The sequence below is a fragment of the Kosakonia sp. genome (assembly GCF_032052965.1).
Classification (GTDB): Bacteria; Pseudomonadota; Gammaproteobacteria; order Enterobacterales; family Enterobacteriaceae; genus Kosakonia.
The window spans coordinates 1-24,333 of sequence record NZ_DAMBVN010000027.1; the positions used below are offsets into that span (position 1 = coordinate 1).

Consider the following 24,333-nt stretch of genomic DNA (forward strand, 5'->3'; position numbering starts at 1 on the left):
GCTTATGAAGACATTACTAACATCGATGTGTATTAATCAATGGGGAGCAGGTCAGTGGATCCATGCTTTGCGCGAGCGTAGTTAAATGCTGGTCGCGTATCTGACGAGCTGCTGCGAGTGTAAGGGCAGGGTATGAACCGAGACTTAGGTTAGTTCGGCTGCTGCTTCCTGGTCGTTGATAACGGAAGCGCCACAGTTTTTTCCCAGAGGTTTTGACGAGCAGGAATAGGCCATCACCATCATGAAGCGTGAAGTCTTTTTCGCGGGGCTTAGCTTTGAGGATTTCGTTGTTAGTGAGGGGGCGTGTGATGCGCGCCATATCTGGATCCCTTCCATAATTGGTACACGTTTAATGGACCACAGTATACCGTGTACCTAAACGTGTACCAATTTTCTCTGGATTTAGCCGGATGCTCTCGGACAACGACAGATACAAAAAAGCCCGCAGGGCTTGTGCCGTGCGGGCTTTCAGGATTTCACCGGACGTATCCGGATCATGAAGTGGTGGAGCTGGCGGGAGTTGAACCCGCGTCCGAAATTCCTACATCCTCGGTACTACATGCTTAGTCCAGTCTTTACATTCGCTTGCCAGCTGCGGACGGACACGCCACTAACAAACTAGCCTGATTAGTTTTAACGCTTCAACCCCAGGCAGGGCATCCGCGCGATCTCTTTTGGGTTTGACCTCTCTTGATCCCCGTCCTAAGAGCGGAGGCTAGGGAGAGAGGGCTCTAAGCAGGTTATTAAGCTGCTAAAGCGTAGTTTTCGTCGTTTGCGACTATTTTTTTGCGGCTTTTTACGAGGCCAACCGCCCCTCGGCATGCACCTTGGGTTTCGCGAATCCCGTCGAATCCAGAATCAGCCCCAAAAGTGTGAAGCGAGTATAACACTTTTATGATGCAGCACACCAGTCCATATCGTCGTGGCGTTTTTATTAGGGGATGGGGGGAGCAAAATGAACAGAGGAGTAAACACAGTCAAGAAAAGCGAGGAAATCATGCCCTCTCCCGGCGTGAGAGGGCGGGGACGGGGCATCAGCGCCCCGCGTTTTTCATGATGCGAGCTTTATCCAGCTGCCATTCGCGCTCTTTAAGATCGGTGCGCTTATCGTGCTGTTTCTTCCCTTTCGCCACGCCGATTTTGACTTTGCACCAGGCGTTTTTCCAGTACAGGGAGAGTGCCACGACGGTGTACCCGTCACGGTTGATGCGCCCGTAGAGGGTGTCCAGTTCGCGCTGGTTAAGCAGCAGTTTGCGTGTGCGGGTAGGGTCGCAAACATAGTGACTGGAGGCGACCGTAAGTGGTGTGAAGTTAGCGCCGAACAGATAGGCTTCGCTGTCTTTCAGAATCACGTAGCTGTCGCCAATGTTTGCTTTACCCGCGCGCAAGGATTTAACTTCCCAGCCCTGCAGCGCAAGCCCGGCCTCAAATTCCTCTTCGATAAAGTACTCGTGGCGGGCGCGCTTATTCAGCGCAATGGTGGCTGAGCCTGGTTTATGTGCTTTTTTCTTCGTCATAGTGTCGTAAAGCCATCCGGTAATCTGATATCTGAAACTGACCTCATTGCGTCCTGTGAGGTTTAACGCGTTATCTTAGCATGAGTTCCGGCTTAGCGTTTTCCTTTCATCCTGGGGAAATGTTATTATTTGGTGATTGTGTGAACGCGGAAAACCCTAATGCCTCAGATTAGCCGGACTGCGCTGGTACCTTACAGCGCGGAACAAATGTATCAGTTAGTGAACGATGTGAAATCTTACCCGCAGTTTTTGCCAGGCTGCACCGGAAGCCGGGTGCTGGAATCCGGGCCGACGCAAATGACTGCAGCGGTGGATGTCTCTAAAGCCGGGATCAGTAAGACCTTTACAACCCGCAACACGCTGGCCGCGAACCAGAGCATTTTGATGCATCTGGTCGATGGGCCTTTCAAATCGTTAATGGGGGGCTGGAAGTTTACGCCGCTCAGCGCCGACGCCTGCCGCATTGAATTCCAGCTGGATTTTGAATTTACCAATAAGCTGATTGAACTCGCCTTTGGGCGCATCTTTAAAGAGCTGGCCGCGAATATGGTGCAGGCTTTTACCCATCGCGCGAAAGAGGTTTACCGTGTTGGGTAAAATCGCCGTTGAGGTGGCTTATGCCTTGCCGGAAAAACAGTATTTGCAGCGAGTGATGCTGGAAGAAGGGGCGACCGTTGAACAGGCGATTGTGGCTTCGGGCCTGCTTGAACTGCGCGACGATATCGATTTGAACGTCAATAAAGTCGGTATTTACAGTCGACCGGCGAAGCTTCACGACGCCGTACGTGATGGTGACCGTGTTGAGATTTACCGCCCGCTGATCGCCGATCCGAAAGAGCTGCGTCGCCAGCGTGCAGAAAAAGCCGCCAGCGCGAAAAAATGATTCTGCTTACTTCGCCGCTGTATTGGCTTTTAGCAGGGTGTTCAGGCGCGAAGCGGCGTTTTTCCAGGGCGAGGCCGTATTAAACTGGATCATTCGCCCCCGGGTCCATTTGCCGTACCACGGTTGCAGATAAAGTGCTTCGTTGCTGTAGCCTTCTACCAGTGTTACCAGCGCCTGATAGCACTGCTCCAGCTTTGCGCGCAGTATTAACCAGTCGGTGATTTCTGCATAATCGTGATAGTACTTTTGCGCCAGCCTGCCGAGCTCGCTCCATTTGAATCCCGTTGCCGGAAAATCAATTTCCTCTCCTGCTGCTTCCTGTTGATGCCAGTAAAGCACCTGCTCTCCCCAGCCGAGTAAATAACTGACCAGGTTTGCAGGGCTCATCCTGGTGCCGGCGGCATGGCCTTCGAGCAGAGGGGTAAATACGGTTTCTGTGGGCAGGCGATCGAGTTTCTTCTGCAAACTAAGCCAGGATTTCGTCATTGAGGCCAGCAGTTCGTTTTTGCTTTGCGGTACAGCCATTATTTCCTCCCTGGAAATAAAAAAGGTACCTTTCGGTACCTTTCTGTGGTTGCGGTATTACTGTTTGGTCAGAGCGGGTTTGTTATCCAGATTGGTTAACACGCCGTTGCTGTTGAAGGTCAGCGTCAGGGTTTGCTGGCTGACATCTTCATGGCCTGGCTGCTGGCGGAACACATAGAACCAGGTGTTGCTGCCAAATGGATCGGTCATCATTGGAGTGCCAAGAGCATAAGCAACCTGCTGTTGCGTCATGCCAACGCGGATTTTGGAGACATCGTTAGGGGTCAGGTAGTTCCCCTGGTTGATATCAGGGCGGTAAACCACGCGTTCTACAGTAGAGCAACCAGCGGTCAACATCAGGAGAACCGCTGCGGCAGCAGTCAGCATTTTACAGCGCATAGTGATTTGATTCCTTTTCGGGCCCGAACAATACGTGGCTCATATGTAATATGCCGATGATAATAGACCTTTCGCCAGTTTAAAACCTCTGCGGCCTGGTCTGTTGTCGATTTTGTCGGGAAGTCTGACCCTGAGAACGCGAAAAAGTTTACGCTGCCAGCAGCTCTTTCGCATTCGCCAGTGCATTTCTTGTCACTTCACTGCCGCCTAACAGGCGCGCCAGCTCCTGCAAACGGGCCCGTTTATCCAGTGGCTGCATATGGGTTTCGGTCATCGCACCGTCGGTTTCTTTACTCACATAGAAATGATGGTGCCCACAGCCCGCCACTTGCGGCAGGTGAGTTACACACATGACCTGTGTCGATTCGCCCAACTGACGCAACAGCTTGCCAACTACGGCGGCAGTCGGGCCGCTGATGCCGACATCTACTTCATCGAAAATCAGTGCCGGGGTTTCCATTTTACGGGCAGTGATCACCTGAATAGCTAGCGCAATGCGCGACAGTTCGCCGCCCGAGGCGACTTTGGCAATAGACTGCAACGGCTGACCGGGGTTCGTGGTCACGCGGAACTCAATGCGGTCGGCGCCTTCTGCGGTCAACGAACGTTCATCAAATGACACATCGATGTCGAACACGCCATGCGGCATAGAGAGCGCATGCATGCTTTCGGTGATCAACTGGCTCAATTCCTTAGCATATCGCACACGCTGCTCGTGTAGCCGCTGTGCGCTGGCCAGTGCCAGTTGGTGATGTTTGCTGACAGCCAGCGTCAGCGTTTCTTGCGAATCGGCCTGATCGTCCAGCAACTGTTGCTCATCAAGCAGTGACTGGTGGAACTGCGGCAATTCTTCGGGGCTGATATGGTGCTTGCGGGCCAGCGAAATTTGACGCGAGAGGCGTTGCTCCAGTTCATAGAGACGATTCGGATCAAGATCCAGACGGTCACAGTAGTGACGGAGTTCATCACTGGCTTCGCTCACCTGAATGGCGGCTTCTTCCAGCATATCCAGCACGCTGGAGAGGCGAGTATCCATGCCCGCCAGCTCCGTCAGCAGCTGACGGGCGGTATACAGCTGGCTTTGTAAATTCATCTCTTCACCCTCTGCCAGAATGTTCAGCGCATGCTGACTGGTTGAGAGCAACTGCCCGCTGTTTGCCAGCCGTTTGTACTCTTCGTCGATCTGTTCAAACTCGCCAGGCTGCGGATGAAATTCATTGAGCTCTTTCAGCTGGTAGTGCAATAACTCCGCGCGTGCAGCGCGCTCCTGGCTCTGTTGTTGATGCTGCGCCAGCTCACGGCAGCTTTGATGCCATGCGCGGTAGTGCTCCGCCATTTGCAAAGTGAGTGCGTACTCACCGGCATAGCCATCCAGCAGAGTTTTCTGATGTTCGGGTTTGATCAACAGCTGATGGGCGTGCTGACCGTGGATCTGGATCAGCAACTGACCCAGTTCACGCAGTTGTGAAAGAGGAACGGCTGTGCCGTTGATAAAGCCGCGGGAGCGCCCGTCGCTGCTGATGACGCGGCGAAGTAAACACTCACGCCCGTCTTCCAGTTGATTATCTTCCAGCCAGCGTTGAGCGGCCGGTGTGTCTTTCAACGCAAAGCGGGCGCACAAATCGGCACGGGGAGCGCCTGCACGCACCATGTCGGCTTCGGCCCGACCACCCAGGCACAGCCCAAGCGCGTCGATAGCAATGGATTTACCCGCCCCGGTCTCGCCGGTAATGGCCGTCATCCCGCTGTGAAAGTCGATCTCAAGCTCACGAACGATAGCAAAATTGCTGATGGTCAGTTGTGCCAACATGGTTGCTTTCCTGTATGAAAAACCATAACTGTGTTTTCATCCAGTATAAACTGGTTTTATATACAGTAAAGTGTTGTGCAATGATTTTCAGAACAATTTTTTCGACCAGCCAAGTTTGGAGCTTAGCGTATTGAAATAACTGTAGTCTTTGGGATGAATGAGATTCAGGTGATAGTCGCAGCGGCGGATCAAGACATCTTCGCCTTCCTGGATCGGCAGGGCGATTTGGCTATCGCAACTGACTTCCAGGTCGCTACGGCGATGAGAGAAGCGCAGACGAATGGTGCTACTGCTGTTAATCACCAAAGGACGTGCAGACAGCGTATGCGGGAACATCGGCACCAGCGTGATGGCATCCAGCGACGGAGTAAGGATTGGGCCACCAGCCGAGAGCGAATAAGCGGTAGAGCCGGTCGGGGTAGAAATGATCAAACCGTCTGAACGTTGGGAAAAAGCGAAGACTTCATCGATATACACTTCGAATTCAATCATATGTGCCACTTTTCCTGGGTGCAGCACCACTTCATTGATAGCGGTGCTGATGCGTTTCTGGCACGCCTGCTGGCAGACCTGGACTTCCAGCAGAAAACGTTTTTCCGCGATATAATGCCCCTCCAGCACATCTGCGAGCTGCTGTTGGGCGTTATCCGGGTCGAGGTCTGTCAGAAAACCGAGATTACCGCGGTTAATACCGATAACATTGATATCATATCGCGCCAGTGTGCGCGCTGCGCCCAGCATATTGCCGTCGCCGCCGACCACCACCGCCAGGTCGGCGTACTGGCCAATTTCCGCCAGTGTGCCGGTTCTCACGTTTTTGAGCTGTAGCTCCTGGGCAATCTGTTGTTCGACAATGACGTCATAGCCTTTGGCGCTCAGCCAGCGGTAAAGCATTTCATGTGTGGTCAGCGCGGTAGGGTGGCGTGGGTGCCCGACAATACCAATACACTTGAAATGGTGAGTCATTTTCTGCTGGTCCTTGTGGCGAATGAATGATGACAATCTGTCACGTTCCCTTGAATCCCGGAAACTGATCCCCATAATAAGCCAGGTTAGCGAGATGAATGCAAAAAAACGCGGAGAAATTCATGAGTAGTAAAGAACAGAAAACGCCTGACGGGCAAGCCCCGGAAGAAATTATCATGGAACAGCACGAAGACGTTGAGGCCGTTGTTGAGTCTGACGATTCTGTTGAGCAGGTGGATCCGCGCGATGAGAAAATTGCGAACCTTGAAACGCAATTAGCCGAAGCGCAAAACCGCGAGCGCGAAGCCGTTCTCCGCGTCAAAGCGGAAATGGAAAACCTGCGTCGCCGTACCGAGCTGGACGTTGAGAAAGCGCATAAGTTCGCGCTGGAAAAATTTGTCAACGAACTGCTGCCGGTTGTCGATAGCCTGGATCGCGCGCTGGAAGTGGCAGACAAAAACAACGCTGACATGGCACCCATGGTTGAAGGTATTGAATTAACGCTGAAATCCATGCTGGACGTGGTGAAGAAATTCGGCGTTGAAGTCATTGCCGATACCAATGTTCCTCTGGATCCAAACGTGCATCAGGCCATTGCGATGGTGGAATCTGATGAAGTGGAAGCCGGGAAAGTTCTGGGCGTCATGCAGAAAGGTTACACCCTCAATGGCCGTACAATCCGCGCCGCGATGGTCACGGTAGCCAAAGCAAAGGCGTAAGTGCCTGGCGGTTGGTGCGATTCCCCCTCTTTTGCAACGAAGGGGAATCGCAGACGCAAAACCACGCTCTGAGGGCGTGGTTTTTTATTCGGTCACGCTCTCGCGCAGGGTTTTCACCGGGATCACTTTTACCTGCTTAATCATATTGTCCTGCACGTCGAGAATATCGATATCGTATTGTTCAATACGCACGCGGGTGCCGATGGCAGGGATCTCTTCCAGCGCTTCCAGTAGCATGCCGTTAATTGTGCGGGCTTCGTCTTCCGGCAGCCGCCAGTTAAACGCTTTGTTCAGCTCGCGCACGCTGGCACCGCCTTCTATTATCACGGAGCCGTCGTTTTGCGGCGTTGCTTCGTCTGCCAGCGCCGGAGACATGGATGTGGTGAAATCGCCGACAATCTCTTCGAGAATATCTTCCACCGTAATCAACCCCTGAATATCACCGTACTCATCCACCACCAGGCCGACTTTTTTCTTATTACGCTGGAACTTAACCAGCTGTACGCTCAGCGGCGTACCTTCAGGCACGTAGTAGATTTCGTCGGCAGCACGCAACATGACTTCTTTGGTGAACTCTTTTTTCTCGGTCATCAGACGGTAGGCTTCGCGTACGCGCAGCATGCTGATGGCATCGTCCAGCGAATCGCGATAAAGCACAATGCGGCCATGTGGCGAATGGGTAAGCTGACGAACAATCGATTTCCAGTCGTCGTTAATGTCGATCCCGACGATATCATTGCGTGGCACCATGATGTCATTCACGCTGACCTTTTCCAGATCAAGCACTGACAGCAACATATCCTGGTTGCGACGGGAAATTTGCGAGCGGGATTCGTTGACGATGGTACGTAACTCATCTTTACTGAGCGCGCCGCTGACGACGACATCGGCTTTAATGCCAATCATGCGCATCAGCACACGCGTCACGCCGTTTAGCAGCCATACCAGTGGCAACATAATGACTTGCAACGGCGCCAATAAAAAGCTGCTCGGGAAGGCGACCTTTTCGGGATAGAGTGCGGCGATGGTTTTTGGCAACACTTCGGCAAACACCAGCACCACGAAGGTCAGCACACCCGTGGCAATAGCGACCCCAGCGTTGCCATACAGACGCATGCCGACGATGGTGCCGATAGCCGAGGCGAGAATGTTGACGAGGTTATTGCCAATCAGCACCAGGCTTATCAGTCGGTCGGGCTTGCGCAGCAGTTTTTCGACGCGGCGGGCCGCACGGTTACCCTGCTTAGCCAGATGACGCAGGCGATAGCGGTTAAGCGTCATCATCCCGGTTTCAGAACCGGAAAAATACGCCGAGACCACGACCATAATGACCAGGGTAATGATCAGCGTCGTGGTAGAGATGTGTTCCAGAGGGAACTCCTTTGTTTTTTAGCTCAGAAATTCTTGCAGAACGCGGCTGCCGAAATAGGCCAGCGTTAAAATTCCCGCGCCCGCAACATTGAACCAGACGACGCGACGACCGCGCCAGCCTTCGTGGTAGTGACCCCACAGCAGGACGATATAGACAAACCAGGCGACGATAGAGAGCACGGCTTTGTCGATATTTTCCATGCTGAACAGGTTCTTCATAAAGAATAACCCGGTACAAAGCGTCAGCGTAAGCAGGACCACCCCAACCTGGGTGATGTGGAACATTTTCCGCTCGATCACCATCAGCGGCGGCATTTCGCTGCTAAAGGCCAGCCGCTTGTTTTTTAACTGATAGTCAATCCACGCCAGTTGCAGGGCATACATTGCCGCAATAATTAAAGTAGCGTAGGAGAAGAGCGATAGCCCAATGTGCACCATCATGCCGGGTGTCGCTTCCAGATGCGTAATGTATTCATTCGGTACAAAAATCGCGAAAGCGAGGTTAATCAGCGCAAAGGTGTAGACAATAGGCAACAGCAGCCAGCCGCGGTTTTTAGAAGCGACAATGGTCATTACCGTACAGATCATCAGGCTGACCAGCGAGCCGACGTTGAGCAGGCTGAGGTTTTGCCCACCGTCATCGGGGAAGATGCGTTCCTTCAACCCGAAGCCGTGGCAAATCAACGCGATAACCGCTGAAAGAATGGCCATTCTGCGCCAGCCGCTGTTTTTTTGGAGCAGGCCAGGAACAATCAGCGCAATGCTGATGGAGTAGGCAACAAGAGCGATCAGAGCAAAAACGGGCATATAGGTGTCGGCAGTTGACTGAAGAAGAAAGAAAAACAGTATAGCGTCACGTGACCGCTGCTCCAACAGTTGCATCACATACAGGAGCCTGGTGTTCATGTTATACTGCGGGAAATTCTGTAATGCGTCGCCCTGGCGGCCAATCGTAACACCTCAGGCGAGAGACCATGTTTGATAATTTAACCGATCGTTTGTCGCGCACCCTGCGCAATATCAGTGGCCGTGGGCGCCTCACTGAAGACAACATCAAAGATACCCTGCGCGAAGTGCGCATGGCCCTGCTGGAAGCCGATGTCGCGCTGCCAGTAGTGCGTGATTTTATCAACCGCGTGAAAGAAAAAGCGGTTGGTCATGAAGTTAACAAGAGCCTGACCCCCGGACAGGAATTCGTCAAAATCGTACGTAACGAACTGGTTGCGGCGATGGGCGAAGAGAACCAGAGTCTGAACCTTGCCGCACAACCGCCAGCGGTGGTGCTGATGGCAGGTTTGCAGGGGGCAGGTAAAACCACCAGCGTCGGTAAGCTCGGTAAATTCCTGCGCGAAAAGCACAAGAAAAAAGTGATGGTGGTTTCTGCGGACGTGTATCGCCCGGCGGCGATTAAACAGCTGGAAACGTTGGCGCAGCAGGTTGGCGTGGAGTTCTTCCCGTCTGACGTGGCGCAGAAACCGGTTGATATTGTTAATGCCGCGCTGAAAGAAGCAAAACTGAAATTCTTCGACGTGTTGCTGGTGGATACCGCCGGTCGTTTGCACGTTGATGAAGCGATGATGGATGAGATCAAACAGGTTCACGCGGCGATTAAGCCAGTGGAAACGCTGTTTGTGGTCGACGCCATGACCGGTCAGGATGCGGCAAATACGGCGAAAGCATTTAATGAAGCACTGCCGCTGACGGGGGTCGTTCTGACCAAAGTTGACGGTGATGCGCGTGGCGGTGCGGCATTGTCCATCCGCCATATTACCGGCAAACCGATTAAGTTCCTCGGCGTTGGCGAGAAAACCGAAGCGCTGGAACCCTTCCATCCGGATCGTATTGCGTCCCGTATTCTCGGCATGGGCGATGTGCTGTCGCTGATCGAAGATATCGAGAGCAAAGTTGACCGCGCACAAGCCGAGAAACTGGCGAACAAACTGAAGAAAGGCGACGGTTTCGATCTGACCGACTTCCTTGAGCAACTGCGCCAGATGAAAAATATGGGTGGGATGGCCAGCCTGATGGGTAAATTGCCTGGCATGGGGCAAATCCCGGACAATGTTAAAGCGCAAATGGACGATAAAGTGCTGGTGCGCATGGAAGCCATCATCAATTCCATGACGCTAAAAGAGCGCGCCAACCCGGACATTATTAAAGGCTCCCGTAAACGCCGTATTGCTGCCGGTAGCGGTATGCAGGTACAGGATGTGAACCGTCTGCTTAAACAATTCGACGACATGCAGCGCATGATGAAGAAGATGAAGAAAGGCGGGATGGCGAAAATGATGCGCGGGATGAAAGGGATGATGCCGCCCGGCTTCCCTGGCCGATAATACGCGGCCTGGCTAATTGGCCATTTTGGCGCCGGGGTATGTTCGCCATCCTCATGTACAGTGCGTACGCACGAGTGATTGCGTGTATGTCGGCATCAAGATAGCTGTAACGCCAGGGGGCACACACCCCACAGTTTCGTAACTGTCGATTGCTTTTTAGCAAAAAATGAGTAAAATTTTCGGGCTTTTAATATGACACCGGGCTCCGTTCCTCGATGGGGCCTGGTGTTTTATTCACACAAGAGGATGTTATGGTAACTATTCGTTTAGCACGTCACGGCGCTAAAAAGCGTCCGTTCTACCAGGTTGTTGTCACCGACAGCCGTAATGCACGCAACGGTCGCTTCATTGAGCGCGTTGGTTTCTTCAACCCGATCGCTTCCGAGAAAGAAGAAGGCACTCGCCTGGATCTGGATCGTATTCAGCACTGGGTTGGCCAGGGCGCTACCGTTTCTGATCGCGTTTCCGCGCTGATCAAAGAAGCACAGAAAGCAGCTTAATCTGTCACGGTGGTCATGATGAGCAAGCAACAAGCCGCATCGGTCCCCGTTGAGCCAATTATTGTTGGCAAACTGGGTTCTTCTTACGGAATTCGTGGTTGGCTCAGAGTGTTTTCCTCCACCGAAGACGCCGAAAGCATTTTTGACTATCAGCCCTGGTTTATCCAGAAGGCGGGTCAGTGGCAGAGCATTGAGCTGGAAAGCTGGCGCTACCACAATCAGGATATCGTCATCAAACTGAAAGGTGTTGACGATCGCGATGCCGCGAATCTTCTGACGAATTGCGAAATTCTCGTGGATTCCTCGCAGTTGCCGGAACTGGAAGAGGGTGATTACTACTGGAAAGACCTTATGGGCTGCCAGGTAGTGACTACAGAAGGTTACAGCCTCGGTAAAGTCGTCGATATGATGGAAACCGGGTCGAATGACGTGCTCGTCATTAAGGCAAACCTGAAAGATGCATTTGGTATCAAGGAGCGGTTGGTTCCGTTCCTCGATGGGCAGGTTATCAAGAAAGTCGATCTCACTACTCAAACCATTGAAGTAGATTGGGATCCTGGTTTTTAAACCTCCGGATATACGGTAAAAGACGGCGCTATGTGGATTGGCATAATTAGCCTGTTTCCTGAAATGTTCCGCGCGATTACCGACTACGGGGTAACTGGCCGGGCAGTAAAAAATGGCCTGCTGAGCATCCAGAGCTGGAGTCCGCGTGACTTCGCTCATGACCGGCACCGTACCGTGGACGATCGTCCTTACGGCGGCGGACCGGGGATGTTAATGATGGTGAACCCTTTGCGGGACGCTATTCATGCAGCAAAAGCCGCGGCGGGCGAAGGCGCCAAAGTGATTTATCTGTCGCCTCAGGGGCGCAAGCTTGATCAAGCGGGCGTCAGCGAACTGGCTACCAATCAGAAACTGATTCTGGTGTGCGGTCGCTACGAAGGGATAGATGAGCGCGTAATTCAAACCGAGATTGACGAAGAATGGTCTATCGGCGATTACGTTCTCAGCGGTGGTGAGTTACCAGCAATGACGCTGATTGACTCGGTTTCCCGGTTTATTCCGGGCGTACTGGGGCATGAAGCATCGGCAACGGAAGATTCCTTTGCGGATGGGTTGCTGGACTGCCCACACTATACCCGACCTGAAGTGTTAGAAGGGATGGAAGTACCTGCAGTGTTACTGTCGGGGAACCATGCTGAGATACGTCGCTGGCGTTTGAAGCAGTCGCTGGGCCGCACCTGGCTTAGAAGACCTGAACTTCTGGAAAACCTGGCTCTGACTGAAGAGCAAGCAAGGTTGCTGGCGGAGTTCCAACGTGAACACGCACAACTGCAACAGAAACATGATGGGACGGCGTAAGCCCCCAATATCAGTTTACCCAGGATAAGAGATTAAATTATGAGCAACATTATTAAGCAACTTGAACAAGAGCAGATGAAGCAGGACGTACCTTCCTTCCGTCCGGGCGATACCGTGGAAGTGAAAGTATGGGTTGTTGAAGGTTCCAAAAAACGTCTGCAGGCATTCGAGGGCGTGGTTATCGCTATTCGTAACCGCGGTCTGCACTCTGCATTCACTGTTCGTAAAATTTCCAACGGCGAAGGCGTTGAGCGTGTCTTCCAGACTCACTCTCCGGTAGTTGACAGCATTGCTGTTAAACGTCGTGGTGCTGTTCGTAAAGCTAAACTGTACTACCTGCGTGAGCGTACTGGTAAGTCTGCTCGTATTAAAGAGCGTCTTAACTAAGGATCGCTTTCGCGACATCCTAAAAGTTAGTGTAAAACAAGGGGTTGGCGTAATGCCAGCCCCTTTTTTATGGGCGATGGCGGCAGGATGGCGGCAGAGGATCGCAGTGTCGGCGTTGAATGGCGGTAGAGGATCGCAGTGTCGGAGCGGGATGCTGGTCGGGTATTTGGAGGCGTGGGGGCAAAAAAAAGCCTGCTGACGCAGGCCTGTGTGGGGGATGTTAGCGCATGCTGTGGGCTGGTGCGTTTTTTGTTGCGTCCGGGCGGACAATGTAGCGCGCCAGTGATTCGTGGGTGACGAAGGTGCAGCCGCAGTGGATGTTCTGGCATTGGTGGTAGCGTTCTTTGGTTTCGGTACTGAGATAACGGCTCGAACGCGCATGAGCCGCTTGCTGGCATAACGGGCAATGCATCATTTTGTGATTTCTCCGACGTATTTATGCCAGTAATAATAAACCATTAACTTGCAAATGCAAGCTAATGGTTGCATTTGACGCCTATACAATGGACTCCTGCAACTCGTAGGCGAGGTTTCTGATGTCGGCTTCCAGTTCCAGTTTGGTAATAAAGCCTTTACCATCAATGCCATGCGTGAGTTTTTTGATCACCCAGGGCGTGTGGTTAATCACATCTTTAAAACCGGTCAGGCGGACTGGTGTTTCCGGCGCGATGTCGGCCCGACCTTGCGCCAGCGTAAGGGTAAAGAGCGCCGCATTTCTCTGACGCTCCTGCCATGCCGCTTCTGCTGCGCGCAGGGCCTCCTCTTTGCTGGCGAACGTATTTGGCAGAATATTAACGTTCTCTCGCGAGCCGGCGAGGTAATCCGTTTGCGCCTGCTGTTTACCCGCGCTTTTACGCGTCAATTTAACCTGTTTCACCTGCTTCTGCGGCGTTTTGGTATCCTGCCAGCGCGCAATCACACTGCCGTAGGCTGTCCGGTCGGCCAGATCAAAGGTATGTGAATCGCCATCACTACGGCTGAGGGTGACAGTTGAAATAGCCTTCCCGGCCCGCACGCATTTACCCGGTACAAGGAAAATCAGCACGCCCGATTTTATGGCGATTTCTGCGCCGTTACGGATCGCCAGACGGGTAAGAAACGCAATATCGCTCTCTTTCGACTGGTCGATATGCGCAATTTTAATCGTGGCCAGTTCCGGCGCGACGCTGGCGCTCAGTGAATTGCGCCAGGCGATATCTTTCACGATTTCGCCCAGCGTGGTGTCGTGCCACGAGCGCTCTTTTGGGGTGTTCATGTCGTTGCGAAAGTCGACGCTACGCCCGGTGATCACCACCTGGTCTGGCGTGCCACGGTGCGTAACCTGGTCGATAATGAAACTTCCCATATCGGTCAGCACTTCGCCCTGGCGGCCAATCGAGACGTTGACCTGTGCGTCACGCGCCGGCATTTCGATTTTGCCGTCGCTGTCATCCAGCGTCAGCGTCAGCGTGTCCGCCTCAAAACCGCGATTATCCGTGACCGTGAGACCAATCAACCGTGGAGCGAGCCGGGCGGTGATGTCTTTTGTGGCGTTATTGCTTTGGTTACTGTTGGTCGCCGGGGTGCCACTGGCTGGTTTTTGTTTCAGTTCCAGCTTGAAGGCCGGAGCATCTGCGCGTGTGAGATCCTTGTCGAGAGCGTCTATCATCCGCTAACCCCCAGTATTTTGGCGGCATCGTCGAGCAGTTTGCTGCCTTTTGTGTACATCTCTTCTGCCATGGAGAGCAGCGATTCATCGACCCGGGTAAGATTCAACGTGAAGCTGATTTTGCGCGGCGAGCCGTCGCTGTAAAACTCTGATCCGTTCTCTTTCACGCTGCTTATGACATACACGCCGTAAATCATTCCTGAGCCATCGATAAGCGGCCATTTCCCCCCTTGCTCCGCCATCAGGCGCACGGCCGCTAGCGACAGCACGCCGCCGGTCAGCTCCGGGTAGAGCGCGCCAGTAATTTCGAGGGTATCTTCGCCCGGGCCGATATACTGATACGCTGCGCGTTTACCGACGCGCGCGTTGCTGCTCCAGGTAAAGGCGGAGGTACGGTTCAGGTTCTGGAACGGCAGCGTTTGCCGCATAAAGACAAAAAGTCCCAGCGCCAGCATCATAATTAAAATCCTCCTGATGAGTTGTATTGGGAAAGCATGGCGTTGCGCTTGTTCTCCGCGTCCTGGCGGAACATATCCTGCAGATAGCGTTCATTGCTACTGCCGGGGGTGATATCGCCCTGCAGCGTAACGTTATATTCCGTTTTGCTCTGGTCGACATACGAATGACTGCCAGCAGGTTTGGCCGCCTGGTAATTATTGAACCCCGGCATGGTGCTGGTTGGCTGGATATAGCCGAAAGTGCCGCCCGCCGCCGTTGCGTCCACCTGCGGTTTGGGGATCACAATCGCCGGTTGCTTGTTCACGATATCGAGTTTCTCCAGCAGCCAGCCGACGCCTTCCATTAATAATTTCAGTGGCTTAAAGGGTAAGGACAGCGCATCAAACAGCACCTGGCCAAAGCCCTTCCCTACATTACCGCAGCGTTCAAGTGCTTGCTGGCTGAAGGCGATAGGGGCAATCAGATCGCTGAACAGGTTTTTAACTGACGAAAGCGTGCTGCCAATGGCGTCGAAAACAGGCTGAAAAGGTACGAACAGTTCGGCAAGTGGGGCAAAGCCGGCTTTGATGCCTTCGACTACGCCGCTAAAGAAGGCGCTAATGGGTTCCCAGCAGGCGTAGATGGCCACCGCGACGGCGGCAACGAAAGCGATAATGCCGACGATAGGCCAGGTGAGCGAGCCAAGTACCGCCACAATACCGCCGCACACGGTGGTAAAGACGCTGCCGAGCGAGGTGGCGAGGGTGATAAGCGTACTGATGCCGGTAAAGACGGGCGCGAGCACACTGGCCACGGTGCCAAGGGCGCCCGCCACGCCAATTACCACGGTGGCGATCATCCCGAAAGTCTGCACCAGCCCCTGGTTGTTCCGGACCCATTGTTGCAGCTGGCCGATATACCGGGTGGCGGTTTGCACCAGCTGGCGTAAAGAGGACTCCTGCGTGCTGAAAATGTCCACGCTCAGCGATTGATACGCCGCTTGCAGTGCCTCTAAATCGGTGCCGAGATTGCCGCCGTTCGGCGCGCCTGCAACAGCCGTGCCGGGGCTGGCGGCCGGGGGATTTTTCAGCGACGCTTCATAGCCCGGTTGCAGCAGTTTTTTGCCGAGGTTAACGCCCGTTGTCGCCACTGACATGCCGGTTTTGCCAGCTGCGGAGATGTTCCCCGCAATGCCCAGAATGGAGTTCTGCCCCGCTTTGATTTTCGCCATGCGGTTTTGCCGGTTCTCCTGCGCCAGCGCGTCACGCTGCGTGTTCAGTTGCCCGGTATTGTCGTTGATGCTGTTTTGCAGACGCTGCCGCGCGCTCGCCGGAGCGCGGGTGCTGATGCCAGCCTGGCGGAGTGCCTGGCGCTGGTTTTTTACCGACTGGCGCAGGCCGTCATGCTGTTGCGAAAGCGCGCTGACATGGCGACGCGCTTTTTCCAGCGCACTGATTTGCGTCTGGGTTGGCTGGTCGATTTTTTTCAGTTCAGACGCCAGCGCCTGCGTGCTCTCTTTGGCGACTTTCAACTGCTGGCTGACGGCGGTCAGCGCGCTTTGCGTCCGGGTAAAACCGTCGATTTGCGCCACCTGGCTGTACAGGCCGCGTAAGGTGGTTTGCGTCTCTTTAACCTGGTCAGACAGCGACACATTCGCTGCCTGAAAGGTTTTAAACGGGCGCATCGCCTGATCAACAGCCGTGAGCAATGCTTCAATTTTTACGCTGTTACTCATGTGTGTTTCCGCTTCGCTGCAGCGCTTTTTCGCGCCATGTGATGAGTTCGCTCAGACTCAGGGGATAGAGCTCTGACGGCGGCCAGTGGAAAATCACTGCGATATCCGCCATCAGGTCGTCAACCGACAGGTTCGCCGGGAAGCTTACCGTGCCGAAGCCGGTGACAAAAAACCTACCACCTTGCCTGCCAGCGCCACCATATCCACCAGGTCCAGCGCGCTCACTTCCTGCTCGGTAAGCGAAGGTGAAGTAATGCGCGGCAACACTTTTATCAGCGCATCCACCTCGGCATTCGCCACGGCCGCCAGGCTCACGCCGCGCAGTGTTCCGGCGTTCGGCTTCATCAGGGTGATCACTGTAATGTTCTGTTCACCGCGTTTGAGCGGGGTTTCCAGGGTGATGGTGTTGTCAGTTTCGTTGCTCATGAGTTCCTCGTGATTCCATTAGCGGGGGGAAGAACCGGCCAGCCAGGCTGACCGGGATGCGCATTACAGGCCGATGTTGCGGCGGTGCTGCTCGAGACGGTCTACGCCGTTGACTTTTTCGATCATGTTAACGGTGTCGATTTCCACCAGTTCCTTGCCATCCATCGTCAGTTTGAAATAGGTGCAAACGACGGAGATTTTGGATTCGGTGTCTTCGCCCACTTTGTTTTCGCCGGTGTCGATCTCTTTCTGGCGGCCACGCATGACCACTTCGACGGCGACTGTTTCACCGGTGTCGTCGCGCTGGTAGGAGCCGGCGAAACGCACAGGGACAGCGTCTGCGCTGGTTGCGCCATACAGTTCCCAGATAGCCGCATCCGGGAAGCCGCCCAGCGTCCACTCCATTGACATGGCGTCGTCATCCAGACCCATATCAACCGGTGCGACACCGCTCATGCCGGCGCCGCGGTAGTTTTCCAGCTTGCGGGTCAGCTTCGGCAACGTGATGGATTTTGCGATCCCCTGATAGCTATAGCCATTGAGGAACACGTTCATATATTTCAGTTTTCGTGGCATTGCCATTTATCAGGTTCCTTAATTGCTGTTGACCGAGGAAACCAGATTCACCAGGTACTTATCGGTAATGCGCTGGCGTAAGGTCAGGTTTTCCAGTGGCGGCACCGGCGTATAGTCGTAATCGATATACAGTTTCCCGGCTTTCAGGGTAACGGCATCGTTGGCGGTTTCGTCGAACCAGCAGGTGGCATCCACGATGTAACCGTTGCTTTTCAGCTCGCGGAACTTCGCATTAATGCCTTCGATGATGTCGCGGATAAGCGTCGCGGTGATCGGTTTGTCCACCGCCCACATATGCGCATCGGCCATGGTATCGGCGATAACCTGCGCGGTACGGGTGTAGTTTTCAAACAGGAACAGCGGGTCGTCGGAGCAGGTGCGGTTGCCCCAGAAGCGAAAACCGTCTTTGCGGATAAGGGTGGTCACGCCTGCGGCGTTGAGCAGATCTGCGTCGGTGCCGGATTCCTGTAAATCCCAGAATACCGGGGTGCTGATGCCCGTCACGCCGTTGACGCCGACGTTGGAGAGGGTTTTGTGCCAGCCAACAGACTGGTCGATGTACGCACGCAGACCCAGCGCGCGGGCCGTGGCGTAGGCGGTTGAGGTAGCGTTCGCGACGGTATCCCAGGCAAGGAAATCCGGCCAGATCACCATCAGCTCGCGCTGGCTGAAGTTCTCGCGGTACTTCATGGCGTCAGACAGGGTTTTGCAACCCCAGGCGCTGACATACCCGAAGGCACGCAGTTTCTGGCAGACTGAAGCCAGTGCTGTGGCGACTTCCTGGGTGTCATACCCCGGAACGCCAAGAATGCGCGGTTTCACGCCGGTTACCGCTTCGGCGGTCAGCAACGCTTTCAGGCCGGTGTATTTACCGTTGGCATCGGTCGTGCCAATGATGTTGGAAATCGTCTGTGCCTGAGCGGTATCGCCCGTGCCTTCCGCAACGCGCACCACAACGATGACCGGTTTTGCCTGGTCAGCAATGGCTTGCAGAGAAGAGGCCAGCGTACCTTTGGTACCTGCTTTGGCAATCGCGCTTTGCACGCTGGTGATCAGCACTGGTTGATTAAGGGGGAACATCTCAGCGTCTGCATCGCTGGCGGTACATACCATGCCGACAATGGCCGTTGAGACAGTGGAAATGACGCGTGTGCCGTCGTTGATTTCGACGACCTGGACGCCATGATGATAGTCACTCATCCGTTTAACTCCGTGGTTTTGGGGTGAGTGCTATTCTCCAGGGCAGCGCGGCAGGGCGCTATTTATCGGCGTTGGTGCGGGGCTGAAACAACAGCAGCGGGCAAAAAAAACGGGCCGAAGCCCGTTGATGCTTATGCTGGCTGCGTCGGCCAGGTAATATCGGGTGCCGCCGAGGTCTCAACGGCTTCCACGGCATCAATATAGTCCATCCAGGCGATCAGCCGCGCTTTATTGGCATCGCTGATACGGCCAAGTTGCAGGGCTGTTTGCCATAGACTAATGGTGTTTTTTGCTTCATTCAGCAACTGTGTTTTTTTCTGCTCTGCGGCGGCAATCTGCGCGGTATGTTGTGCGATGTCGTCGGTCACCCATTTGCTGCCATTCCATTTATCATAAGGCGTTGCCGGCGCGAGGGGAGTGACATTCGCCGGGTAATCCCCCATGTCAGTGATAAGCATTTTTTCACCGTTGTCGATGTTATAAACGGTTTCATTGCGATGATCGGCAACATAGTGCCAGCTGCGACCATCTGCCGCGCAGCACACGGCGAAACCGGCTTTCTCCGCTGGCGGAGCGACAACCGTAGAACTGCCCGGAATACCCACGCCGACCATCAGATATTCCACCGAGGGAGAATGGTATTCACGCGTCTCGCCATCAAAGTTATAGACGGTAATCTCCCCGGCGACGGTGGCGATCAGATTTTGATTCAGTGTTGCTTGTGACATTATTGAGCCCTCACGATGTAGTTAAATGCAATGTTGCGCGGGCGCGTTTCGTCGCCGCCAGTGGGATCGGTGTAGCTTGCAAAGGAAAATAATCCGCCCCCGCCTGTTAAATTGGCCAGTCCACCCACACCGTTTTCGCTGAAATCCGTCAGAAAACGGTTTCGGATTGCCATTTTTAGCGGGGTATGGTTATGGCTTTTAAAATCATCCATCTGCGCACTGAGCAGTACCCTGCCAGCATCAATCCCCAGACCGTCATCCCAGCCGCGAATAAACTGGCCACGCAGATCCGGCAGCACACCAGAGGGATAGGCCAACGCCAGTCGGGGATATTTTGCTTTCTCAAACGTGGCGCCGTTGCATTTGAACCAGCCGCCCGGCGGCGTTGCCTGCGGCCAGGCAACCGGCACACCAACTGGCAAAATGCCGTCATAGTCGGCGATAGCATCGCGCACATATTTTGTGTTCGCTATTTGCTGCCCGTAGTTGCCGATGTGGGTATCAGGCACGGTAGGCACGCCGATCAACGCCGGGCTGGCGAGGGGTGCATACTGAGGATGCGGGTTACTCTCTTTAACATGATTACTGATCAGCTCATCGGCGTATTTACGTGTGGCCAGCACCACCGACGGGTCGATTTTAAGCGTGACTGCCGCGGTAGAAGACACCACCACCACCATTCGGATGGTCTGCGTACGCCCGCTGCCTTCCTGCATTTGCGGTTTATAGGTTTCCGGGCAGTTGGCGACGGCAATCAACACGCCTTCATCGTCGTACAGGCCGATTTCGCGGATCCAGTAACCGCCTTCGGTTTCCGGAATAACCTGCTCGGCAATAATCTGGCTGGCGTTGTCCGGGTCAACGGAAAGCCGGTTCAGCGGCGCAATGCGCTTCTGGTTAATCAGTCGGGTTTGCGCGGCATCCGGCGTGGGCAGAACGCCGTTGGCATCGCCGATCGCCATCTGTGCAATATTGAGTTTGGTGCCGAGCGCGGTGGCGTTCGCCAGCTTCGCGGCACCCTGACTGGTCAGAATGGCAAAATATTTTGCAGGCATGCGTTAACTCTCTGGTTGTTTGTGGATGGATAAAACATCGCTGTTGAGACAGGCGTTATTTTCCGTTCAGCCACAGACGAACACCATTTAAGGGGGTTTAATGCCGAATGACACAACGACAGGCAATCAAAAAGCGCCCCTGCAAAGTAAAAACCACCAGAGAGCAGAAACGTAGCGCCACCCCGTGATGCGCGATGGCGCTACGTTTACCAGACCATCAAAACGGGGTTAAGCCGCACGGACGATGTAGTTAAAGGCAATGTTGCGCGGGCGGTTTTCTGCTGCGGTTGGGACGGCAAGCGCGGCGTTAAAAGCAATACCGTACCCATTGTCCATTATTTCTGACGATCCCCCGCCTTTTGCAATGACAGTACCGTGTAAAACTCCACTGACATGTTGCTCGAAGCCAAAAGGGGCAACGCAGGGAATACTTCCCGTCATGTTACGGATAGCGTCTCCCTGGGCGCTTAACAACACCCGGTCGGTATCCACCTTCCTTCCGTTATCCCAGCCACGAATAAACTCGCCGCGCAGCTCCGGTAACACACCGGATGGAAACACGGTCGCCAGCGCCGGCAACAAGGCCTTATCAAACGCAGCGCCGTTGCACAGCAGCCAGCCGGCAGGCGGTGTCGCCGCAGGGTAGGGCACAGGCACACCCACCGGTGTGTAATAAGCGATATCCGCCACGTTGACATATTGCGGATGCGGGTTAGCCGCAGCCAGGTGATTGGCCAGCAGCGTGGCTGAGTACGCTTTCACCTCGATGGTCTGATCATCCACATATTTACGTGTGGCCAGCACCACCGACGGGTCGATTTTAAGCGTGACTGCCGCGGTAGAAGACACCACCACCACCATTCGGATGGTCTGCGTACGCCCGCTGCCTTCCTGCATTTGCGGTTTATAGGTTTCCGGGCAGTTGGCGACGGCAATCAACACGCCTTCATCGTCGTACAGGCCGATTTCGCGGATCCAGTAACCGCCTTCGGTTTCCGGAATAACCTGCTCGGCAATAATCTGGCTGGCGTTGTCCGGGTCAACGGAAAGCCGGTTCAGCGGCGCAATGCGCTTCTGGTTAATCAGTTGAGTTTGCGCGACATCCGGCGTGGGCAGAACGCCGTTGGCGTCGCCGATCGCCATCTGCGTAAGAGTGAGTTTGGTGCCGAGCGCGGTGGCGTTCGCCAGCTTCGCGGCACCCTGCCGGGTCAGAAGGGCAAAATATTTTGTCGTCATGGGTTAATTCTCAGGTCATCAATCAAATGAACAGCGGAAGCCGGGAAACTCTCTCCGCCAACAATAATTTCTTCCGGCGTGTAGGGGTAAACCGTCAGCTCTTCGCCAAGGTAGCAACCGGCACCGACATAACATTGCCCTTTGGTGGTGAGGCTGATGTTCAGGCTGGTCAGATGGCGGCTTGCAGGTTTGGCGTCATCAATCAGCCGCTCCAGTTCTTCGTACATCGCCTCGGTGATGCCGTTTTCCTGCACGCCAATCACCAGCTTAAAAGTGCCTGGCTCGGCGTTGTCCTGCCACCATTCGCGCAGCTCAATCAGAAAGCCGAGCGGTTCAACCACGCGGTGCAGGGCGCTGAGCGTGCCCTTATGCTGATGAATATAAAAAGAGGCGGCGATCACGTTACGTTTGGTGGCTTCCGGCCAGGTGTAGTCCCAGCGGTCGACAGAGAGCGCCCACGCCAGCCAGGGCAGCAGTTCTGCCGGGCATTTTTGTGGATCCCACAACGTGCGCAGCGGCACCGGCACACGTTCGATTTGCGCCGCCGCGGTGGTTGCTGCTACCTCAAGCCTTGAGGAGCCAACCGGTAACAGGCGGTCATTACTCATCCGTACCTCCGGTCTGAATGTGCCACGCGGTGCAGTACGATGCCTGGTGTTTGTCCAGCACCAGGTCGCTTTGCGGCGCGCTCAGCTCGACGCGCTGTACCCCTTCCACATGCAGCGCGGCATAAATCGCCGACTGGCGGATGTCGCGGCCAAGACGGCGCTGTGCGCTGATGTAGTCTTTCAGCTGCGCTTCGGCCGCCTGGCGAATGGGTTCGGCTTCCGGGCCGGGGTAGAAGTAGAGCGTGGCGTTGATCTCGTACGGCACAATTTGCGCGCTTTGCACGGTCACGCGGTCACCGACCGGGCGCACATCTTCAGCGTTAAGGGCTTTATCGACGAGGGCGACCAGTTCATCGCTGGCGCTGCCGTCTCCTTCGCGGGAGAGCACCGAAACGGTGATGTACGCCGGGTTCGGGCTGACAACGGAGATATCCGCCACGCGCCCGTCGGCGCTGCGGCCGTGGTATTCATACGCGCCCACCGGCCCGGCGACGCTCAGCCCTTCAAATGCCTGCTGCGCGCGCAGGCGCAAGTCTTTATCGGACTCCAGCACCGCGGGCGTCGGCGGCAGGGTTGTGTCATCTGCGGGGGTAATGGTCAAACGGGCGGTGTTGCTGTTAGCGGCGACAACATCAAGATCGCTGCCTGCGGCGTAGGCCAGCATGACTGCGCGTGCGGCTTCGTTGACGCGCTGGCGCCACATCACCTCGCGGTAGGCATTCTCTTCCAGAAACTTGGTCAGCGGCTCAGATTCCAGCGCCAGCGTGCGGGCGATGGCCTCTTGCTCATCTGCCGGAAACAGGGAAATCAGCGTCGCTTTACGGTCGTCGAGGAGCGTTTCGAAATTCAGCTCTTCGACCACGTCCGGCGCAGGAAGCTGGCTCAGATCGATAATCGGCATGGTTTTAACTCACAGGAAGGGTTAACGAAAGGGATTCACCGGTGCTGGCAAGCTGGCCGGTCAGGTTGACAATCATTTTGCCGTCGAACTGGCGCTCCACGGTCACCGCGCTGACGCGAATGCGCGGCTCCCACTTCAGCAGCGCCATATAACACGCGGCCTGAATTTGCAGCGCCAGCGCCGGGGTTTGCGGCTGGTCGATCATCTCAAACAATTGCGAGCCGTAATCGCGGCGCATCACCCGCGAGCCAACCGGCGTACGCAGAATGTCGCTGATGCTCTGGCGGATATGCGCGGTGTCGGTCAGGCTTTCGCCGGTGGTGCGGTTCAGGCCGCTGTAACGCACTGTCATTGAGGGGCTCCTGTTGTGCCGCCGCTGTCGCCGGGGTGTTGATGGGTATGCAGTACTTTGCCGTTGGACGACAACGCACCGCCGCTGTGCTCGATATTGCCGCGCATCGTACCGCCGCTTTTTACCTCCAGCGTGCCCGTAACGAGCTTGTTAGTGCAGACCACTTCCGGGGTATCGAGCGTGATGCGGGTGGATGCCTTCACTAACACTTCCGGCACGCTGGCAGTAATGGATTGTGAGGCGCTGATATCGGCGGTTTTGATGCCGCTGACTTTCAGCGCACTGGTTTGGGGTTCGTACTCGAGCACTGCGCCATCCGGGAAGGCAACGTGCCAGGCATCCGCCGAAACGGACGGTGCCGGACGATCGTCGGAATAAATCCCAGGCAGAACAAAAGCGGTGTCGAGTTCACCGCCCACCGCCAGCAACAACACCTGCTCGCCGATGGAGGGCGCCCACCATGTACGTGATTGACCGGCGCGGTGGGTTAACCACTGCAGCCACTGAGTAACAAGGCCGCCTGTCTGCACACGACAACGCCCGGTGTTAAGGTCGGTTTCGACGATAATGCCGGTGCGGATCATATTGCGCAGCGCGCGGGCCATTTCCTGGAGCGAGAGTTGTGTATTCATACGCGAAATGATGCTATGCC

Annotated in this window: 30 protein-coding genes, 1 other RNA gene and 1 pseudogene; 8 read left to right on the forward strand and 24 right to left on the reverse strand. The window is 54.9% G+C overall.

Annotated elements, in window-relative coordinates; all coding sequences use genetic code 11:
• Window positions 1-55: 55 nt before the first annotated feature.
• The 3 genes and pseudogenes from RTX30_RS21360 to smpB form a co-directional block, all read right to left on the reverse strand.
• Window positions 56-319, reverse strand: a pseudogene (locus RTX30_RS21360) (integrase arm-type DNA-binding domain-containing protein); the annotation flags it as partial.
• 183 nt (window positions 320-502) lie between these two features.
• Window positions 503-866, reverse strand: a transfer-messenger RNA (tmRNA) gene (gene ssrA, locus RTX30_RS21365).
• Window positions 867-1,034: 168 nt separating this feature from the next.
• Complete coding sequence (smpB, locus tag RTX30_RS21370) at window positions 1,035-1,517, reverse strand: SsrA-binding protein SmpB (RefSeq protein ID WP_312692627.1); 483 nt, start codon at window positions 1,515-1,517, stop codon at window positions 1,035-1,037.
• 159 nt (window positions 1,518-1,676) lie between these two features.
• On the opposite strand from smpB, the gene RTX30_RS21375 reads away from it, so the two are divergent.
• Together RTX30_RS21375 and RTX30_RS21380 are read left to right on the forward strand one after the other, a co-directional pair.
• On the forward strand, window positions 1,677-2,114 hold the full coding sequence (locus RTX30_RS21375) for a type II toxin-antitoxin system RatA family toxin (RefSeq protein WP_312692629.1): 438 nt from the start codon (window positions 1,677-1,679) through the stop codon (window positions 2,112-2,114).
• Window positions 2,104-2,400, forward strand: coding sequence for an RnfH family protein (locus RTX30_RS21380; RefSeq protein WP_312692631.1), 297 nt, complete (start codon window positions 2,104-2,106; stop codon window positions 2,398-2,400). Before RTX30_RS21375 ends, RTX30_RS21380 begins: the two co-directional genes overlap by 11 nt.
• Before the next feature lie 6 nt (window positions 2,401-2,406).
• On the opposite strand, the gene RTX30_RS21385 is transcribed toward RTX30_RS21380, so the two are convergent.
• The 4 genes from RTX30_RS21385 to nadK form a co-directional block, all read right to left on the reverse strand.
• A complete protein-coding gene (locus tag RTX30_RS21385) occupies window positions 2,407-2,925 on the reverse strand; it encodes a ClbS/DfsB family four-helix bundle protein (protein ID WP_312692633.1) in 519 nt (172 codons plus the stop codon).
• Between the two features lie 57 nt (window positions 2,926-2,982).
• Window positions 2,983-3,324 (reverse strand): outer membrane protein assembly factor BamE, encoded by a 342-nt coding sequence (gene bamE / locus RTX30_RS21390; protein WP_312692635.1) that lies wholly within the window; start codon window positions 3,322-3,324, stop codon window positions 2,983-2,985.
• A 148-nt stretch (window positions 3,325-3,472) separates the two neighbouring features.
• Window positions 3,473-5,134: a DNA repair protein RecN gene (recN, locus tag RTX30_RS21395; protein ID WP_312692637.1), complete on the reverse strand. Its 1,662-nt coding sequence runs from the start codon at window positions 5,132-5,134 to the stop codon at window positions 3,473-3,475.
• Window positions 5,135-5,221: 87 nt separating this feature from the next.
• Window positions 5,222-6,100 carry an NAD(+) kinase gene (nadK, locus tag RTX30_RS21400; RefSeq protein ID WP_312692639.1) on the reverse strand — a complete coding sequence of 293 codons (879 nt, stop codon included), beginning with the start codon at window positions 6,098-6,100 and terminating at the stop codon, window positions 5,222-5,224.
• A 122-nt stretch (window positions 6,101-6,222) separates the two neighbouring features.
• Here nadK and grpE point away from each other — a divergent pair, with 122 nt between their 5' ends.
• Window positions 6,223-6,819 carry a nucleotide exchange factor GrpE gene (gene grpE / locus RTX30_RS21405; RefSeq protein WP_312692641.1) on the forward strand — a complete coding sequence of 199 codons (597 nt, stop codon included), beginning with the start codon at window positions 6,223-6,225 and terminating at the stop codon, window positions 6,817-6,819.
• A gap of 84 nt (window positions 6,820-6,903) precedes the next feature.
• On the opposite strand, the gene RTX30_RS21410 is transcribed toward grpE, so the two are convergent.
• Both RTX30_RS21410 and RTX30_RS21415 read right to left on the reverse strand, forming a co-directional pair.
• Window positions 6,904-8,190, reverse strand: a complete 1,287-nt coding sequence (locus RTX30_RS21410) for an HlyC/CorC family transporter (protein ID WP_312692735.1) — start codon at window positions 8,188-8,190, stop codon at window positions 6,904-6,906.
• An 18-nt stretch (window positions 8,191-8,208) separates the two neighbouring features.
• A complete protein-coding gene (locus RTX30_RS21415; RefSeq protein WP_312692737.1) occupies window positions 8,209-8,997 on the reverse strand; it encodes an inner membrane protein YpjD in 789 nt (262 codons plus the stop codon).
• Window positions 8,998-9,164: 167 nt separating this feature from the next.
• On the opposite strand from RTX30_RS21415, the gene ffh reads away from it, so the two are divergent.
• The 5 genes from ffh to rplS all read left to right on the forward strand — a co-directional run bounded on the left by ffh (window position 9,165) and on the right by rplS (window position 12,778).
• The gene (gene ffh / locus RTX30_RS21420; RefSeq protein WP_312692643.1) at window positions 9,165-10,526 is read left to right on the forward strand and encodes a signal recognition particle protein; all 1,362 of its coding nucleotides are present in this window, start codon (window positions 9,165-9,167) and stop codon (window positions 10,524-10,526) included.
• 251 nt (window positions 10,527-10,777) lie between these two features.
• The gene (gene rpsP / locus RTX30_RS21425; protein WP_007370708.1) at window positions 10,778-11,026 is read left to right on the forward strand and encodes a 30S ribosomal protein S16; all 249 of its coding nucleotides are present in this window, start codon (window positions 10,778-10,780) and stop codon (window positions 11,024-11,026) included.
• An 18-nt stretch (window positions 11,027-11,044) separates the two neighbouring features.
• Window positions 11,045-11,593, forward strand: coding sequence for a ribosome maturation factor RimM (gene rimM / locus RTX30_RS21430; RefSeq protein WP_312692739.1), 549 nt, complete (start codon window positions 11,045-11,047; stop codon window positions 11,591-11,593).
• A 30-nt stretch (window positions 11,594-11,623) separates the two neighbouring features.
• Entirely contained in the window at window positions 11,624-12,391 is a 768-nt protein-coding gene (gene trmD / locus RTX30_RS21435; protein WP_312692649.1) for a tRNA (guanosine(37)-N1)-methyltransferase TrmD, read from the forward strand.
• 39 nt (window positions 12,392-12,430) lie between these two features.
• Complete coding sequence (gene rplS / locus RTX30_RS21440) at window positions 12,431-12,778, forward strand: 50S ribosomal protein L19 (RefSeq protein WP_002914145.1); 348 nt, start codon at window positions 12,431-12,433, stop codon at window positions 12,776-12,778.
• Between the two features lie 220 nt (window positions 12,779-12,998).
• Here rplS and RTX30_RS21445 read toward each other — a convergent pair whose 3' ends face one another.
• The 15 genes from RTX30_RS21445 to RTX30_RS21515 form a co-directional block, all read right to left on the reverse strand.
• Complete coding sequence (locus RTX30_RS21445; protein ID WP_312692655.1) at window positions 12,999-13,193, reverse strand: ogr/Delta-like zinc finger family protein; 195 nt, start codon at window positions 13,191-13,193, stop codon at window positions 12,999-13,001.
• An 81-nt stretch (window positions 13,194-13,274) separates the two neighbouring features.
• Complete coding sequence (locus RTX30_RS21450; RefSeq protein WP_312692657.1) at window positions 13,275-14,426, reverse strand: contractile injection system protein, VgrG/Pvc8 family; 1,152 nt, start codon at window positions 14,424-14,426, stop codon at window positions 13,275-13,277.
• On the reverse strand, window positions 14,423-14,884 hold the full coding sequence (locus RTX30_RS21455; protein ID WP_312692659.1) for a phage tail protein: 462 nt from the start codon (window positions 14,882-14,884) through the stop codon (window positions 14,423-14,425). The genes RTX30_RS21450 and RTX30_RS21455 overlap by 4 nt, the downstream gene beginning before the upstream one ends.
• 2 nt (window positions 14,885-14,886) lie before the next feature.
• Window positions 14,887-16,599: a phage tail tape measure protein gene (locus tag RTX30_RS21460; protein ID WP_312692661.1), complete on the reverse strand. Its 1,713-nt coding sequence runs from the start codon at window positions 16,597-16,599 to the stop codon at window positions 14,887-14,889.
• Window positions 16,592-16,711 carry a GpE family phage tail protein gene (locus RTX30_RS21465; RefSeq protein WP_061493592.1) on the reverse strand — a complete coding sequence of 40 codons (120 nt, stop codon included), beginning with the start codon at window positions 16,709-16,711 and terminating at the stop codon, window positions 16,592-16,594. The genes RTX30_RS21460 and RTX30_RS21465 overlap by 8 nt, the downstream gene beginning before the upstream one ends.
• Before the next feature lie 32 nt (window positions 16,712-16,743).
• Complete coding sequence (locus RTX30_RS21470; RefSeq protein WP_312692665.1) at window positions 16,744-17,025, reverse strand: phage tail assembly protein; 282 nt, start codon at window positions 17,023-17,025, stop codon at window positions 16,744-16,746.
• 63 nt (window positions 17,026-17,088) lie between these two features.
• Window positions 17,089-17,607, reverse strand: coding sequence for a phage major tail tube protein (locus RTX30_RS21475; RefSeq protein WP_312692667.1), 519 nt, complete (start codon window positions 17,605-17,607; stop codon window positions 17,089-17,091).
• 12 nt (window positions 17,608-17,619) lie between these two features.
• Complete coding sequence (locus RTX30_RS21480; protein WP_312692669.1) at window positions 17,620-18,801, reverse strand: phage tail sheath protein; 1,182 nt, start codon at window positions 18,799-18,801, stop codon at window positions 17,620-17,622.
• A gap of 131 nt (window positions 18,802-18,932) precedes the next feature.
• A complete protein-coding gene (locus RTX30_RS21485) occupies window positions 18,933-19,529 on the reverse strand; it encodes a tail fiber assembly protein (protein ID WP_312692671.1) in 597 nt (198 codons plus the stop codon).
• Window positions 19,529-20,584: a phage tail protein gene (locus tag RTX30_RS21490; RefSeq protein WP_312692673.1), complete on the reverse strand. Its 1,056-nt coding sequence runs from the start codon at window positions 20,582-20,584 to the stop codon at window positions 19,529-19,531. Before RTX30_RS21490 ends, RTX30_RS21485 begins: the two co-directional genes overlap by 1 nt.
• A gap of 228 nt (window positions 20,585-20,812) precedes the next feature.
• Window positions 20,813-21,820 carry a phage tail protein gene (locus tag RTX30_RS21495; protein ID WP_312692675.1) on the reverse strand — a complete coding sequence of 336 codons (1,008 nt, stop codon included), beginning with the start codon at window positions 21,818-21,820 and terminating at the stop codon, window positions 20,813-20,815.
• Window positions 21,817-22,428, reverse strand: a complete 612-nt coding sequence (locus RTX30_RS21500) for a phage tail protein I (protein ID WP_312692677.1) — start codon at window positions 22,426-22,428, stop codon at window positions 21,817-21,819. Before RTX30_RS21500 ends, RTX30_RS21495 begins: the two co-directional genes overlap by 4 nt.
• Window positions 22,421-23,329, reverse strand: coding sequence for a baseplate assembly protein (locus RTX30_RS21505; RefSeq protein WP_312692679.1), 909 nt, complete (start codon window positions 23,327-23,329; stop codon window positions 22,421-22,423). Before RTX30_RS21505 ends, RTX30_RS21500 begins: the two co-directional genes overlap by 8 nt.
• A 4-nt stretch (window positions 23,330-23,333) precedes the next feature.
• Window positions 23,334-23,681: a GPW/gp25 family protein gene (locus tag RTX30_RS21510; RefSeq protein WP_312692682.1), complete on the reverse strand. Its 348-nt coding sequence runs from the start codon at window positions 23,679-23,681 to the stop codon at window positions 23,334-23,336.
• The gene (locus tag RTX30_RS21515; protein ID WP_312692684.1) at window positions 23,678-24,313 is read right to left on the reverse strand and encodes a phage baseplate assembly protein V; all 636 of its coding nucleotides are present in this window, start codon (window positions 24,311-24,313) and stop codon (window positions 23,678-23,680) included. Before RTX30_RS21515 ends, RTX30_RS21510 begins: the two co-directional genes overlap by 4 nt.
• Window positions 24,314-24,333 lie beyond the last annotated feature (20 nt).

Excerpts from the sequence above, each read along its gene's own strand:
- smpB (WP_312692627.1), bottom strand. The coding sequence starts at position 1,517 with ATGACGAAGAAAAAAGCACATAAACCAGGCTCAGCCACCATTGCGCTG.
- RTX30_RS21375 (WP_312692629.1), top strand. The coding sequence starts at position 1,677 with ATGCCTCAGATTAGCCGGACTGCGCTGGTACCTTACAGCGCGGAACAA.
- RTX30_RS21385 (WP_312692633.1), bottom strand. The coding sequence starts at position 2,925 with ATGGCTGTACCGCAAAGCAAAAACGAACTGCTGGCCTCAATGACGAAA.
- bamE (WP_312692635.1), bottom strand. The coding sequence starts at position 3,324 with ATGCGCTGTAAAATGCTGACTGCTGCCGCAGCGGTTCTCCTGATGTTG.
- recN (WP_312692637.1), bottom strand. The coding sequence starts at position 5,134 with ATGTTGGCACAACTGACCATCAGCAATTTTGCTATCGTTCGTGAGCTT.
- nadK (WP_312692639.1), bottom strand. The coding sequence starts at position 6,100 with ATGACTCACCATTTCAAGTGTATTGGTATTGTCGGGCACCCACGCCAC.
- grpE (WP_312692641.1), top strand. The coding sequence starts at position 6,223 with ATGAGTAGTAAAGAACAGAAAACGCCTGACGGGCAAGCCCCGGAAGAA.
- RTX30_RS21415 (WP_312692737.1), bottom strand. The coding sequence starts at position 8,997 with ATGCCCGTTTTTGCTCTGATCGCTCTTGTTGCCTACTCCATCAGCATT.
- ffh (WP_312692643.1), top strand. The coding sequence starts at position 9,165 with ATGTTTGATAATTTAACCGATCGTTTGTCGCGCACCCTGCGCAATATC.
- rpsP (WP_007370708.1), top strand. The coding sequence starts at position 10,778 with ATGGTAACTATTCGTTTAGCACGTCACGGCGCTAAAAAGCGTCCGTTC.
- rimM (WP_312692739.1), top strand. The coding sequence starts at position 11,045 with ATGAGCAAGCAACAAGCCGCATCGGTCCCCGTTGAGCCAATTATTGTT.
- trmD (WP_312692649.1), top strand. The coding sequence starts at position 11,624 with ATGTGGATTGGCATAATTAGCCTGTTTCCTGAAATGTTCCGCGCGATT.
- rplS (WP_002914145.1), top strand. The coding sequence starts at position 12,431 with ATGAGCAACATTATTAAGCAACTTGAACAAGAGCAGATGAAGCAGGAC.
- RTX30_RS21445 (WP_312692655.1), bottom strand. The coding sequence starts at position 13,193 with ATGATGCATTGCCCGTTATGCCAGCAAGCGGCTCATGCGCGTTCGAGC.
- RTX30_RS21450 (WP_312692657.1), bottom strand. The coding sequence starts at position 14,426 with ATGATAGACGCTCTCGACAAGGATCTCACACGCGCAGATGCTCCGGCC.
- RTX30_RS21455 (WP_312692659.1), bottom strand. The coding sequence starts at position 14,884 with ATGATGCTGGCGCTGGGACTTTTTGTCTTTATGCGGCAAACGCTGCCG.
- RTX30_RS21460 (WP_312692661.1), bottom strand. The coding sequence starts at position 16,599 with ATGAGTAACAGCGTAAAAATTGAAGCATTGCTCACGGCTGTTGATCAG.
- RTX30_RS21465 (WP_061493592.1), bottom strand. The coding sequence starts at position 16,711 with ATGGCGGATATCGCAGTGATTTTCCACTGGCCGCCGTCAGAGCTCTAT.
- RTX30_RS21470 (WP_312692665.1), bottom strand. The coding sequence starts at position 17,025 with ATGAGCAACGAAACTGACAACACCATCACCCTGGAAACCCCGCTCAAA.
- RTX30_RS21475 (WP_312692667.1), bottom strand. The coding sequence starts at position 17,607 with ATGGCAATGCCACGAAAACTGAAATATATGAACGTGTTCCTCAATGGC.
- RTX30_RS21480 (WP_312692669.1), bottom strand. The coding sequence starts at position 18,801 with ATGAGTGACTATCATCATGGCGTCCAGGTCGTCGAAATCAACGACGGC.
- RTX30_RS21485 (WP_312692671.1), bottom strand. The coding sequence starts at position 19,529 with ATGTCACAAGCAACACTGAATCAAAATCTGATCGCCACCGTCGCCGGG.
- RTX30_RS21490 (WP_312692673.1), bottom strand. The coding sequence starts at position 20,584 with ATGCCTGCAAAATATTTTGCCATTCTGACCAGTCAGGGTGCCGCGAAG.
- RTX30_RS21495 (WP_312692675.1), bottom strand. The coding sequence starts at position 21,820 with ATGACGACAAAATATTTTGCCCTTCTGACCCGGCAGGGTGCCGCGAAG.
- RTX30_RS21500 (WP_312692677.1), bottom strand. The coding sequence starts at position 22,428 with ATGAGTAATGACCGCCTGTTACCGGTTGGCTCCTCAAGGCTTGAGGTA.
- RTX30_RS21505 (WP_312692679.1), bottom strand. The coding sequence starts at position 23,329 with ATGCCGATTATCGATCTGAGCCAGCTTCCTGCGCCGGACGTGGTCGAA.
- RTX30_RS21510 (WP_312692682.1), bottom strand. The coding sequence starts at position 23,681 with ATGACAGTGCGTTACAGCGGCCTGAACCGCACCACCGGCGAAAGCCTG.
- RTX30_RS21515 (WP_312692684.1), bottom strand. The coding sequence starts at position 24,313 with ATGAATACACAACTCTCGCTCCAGGAAATGGCCCGCGCGCTGCGCAAT.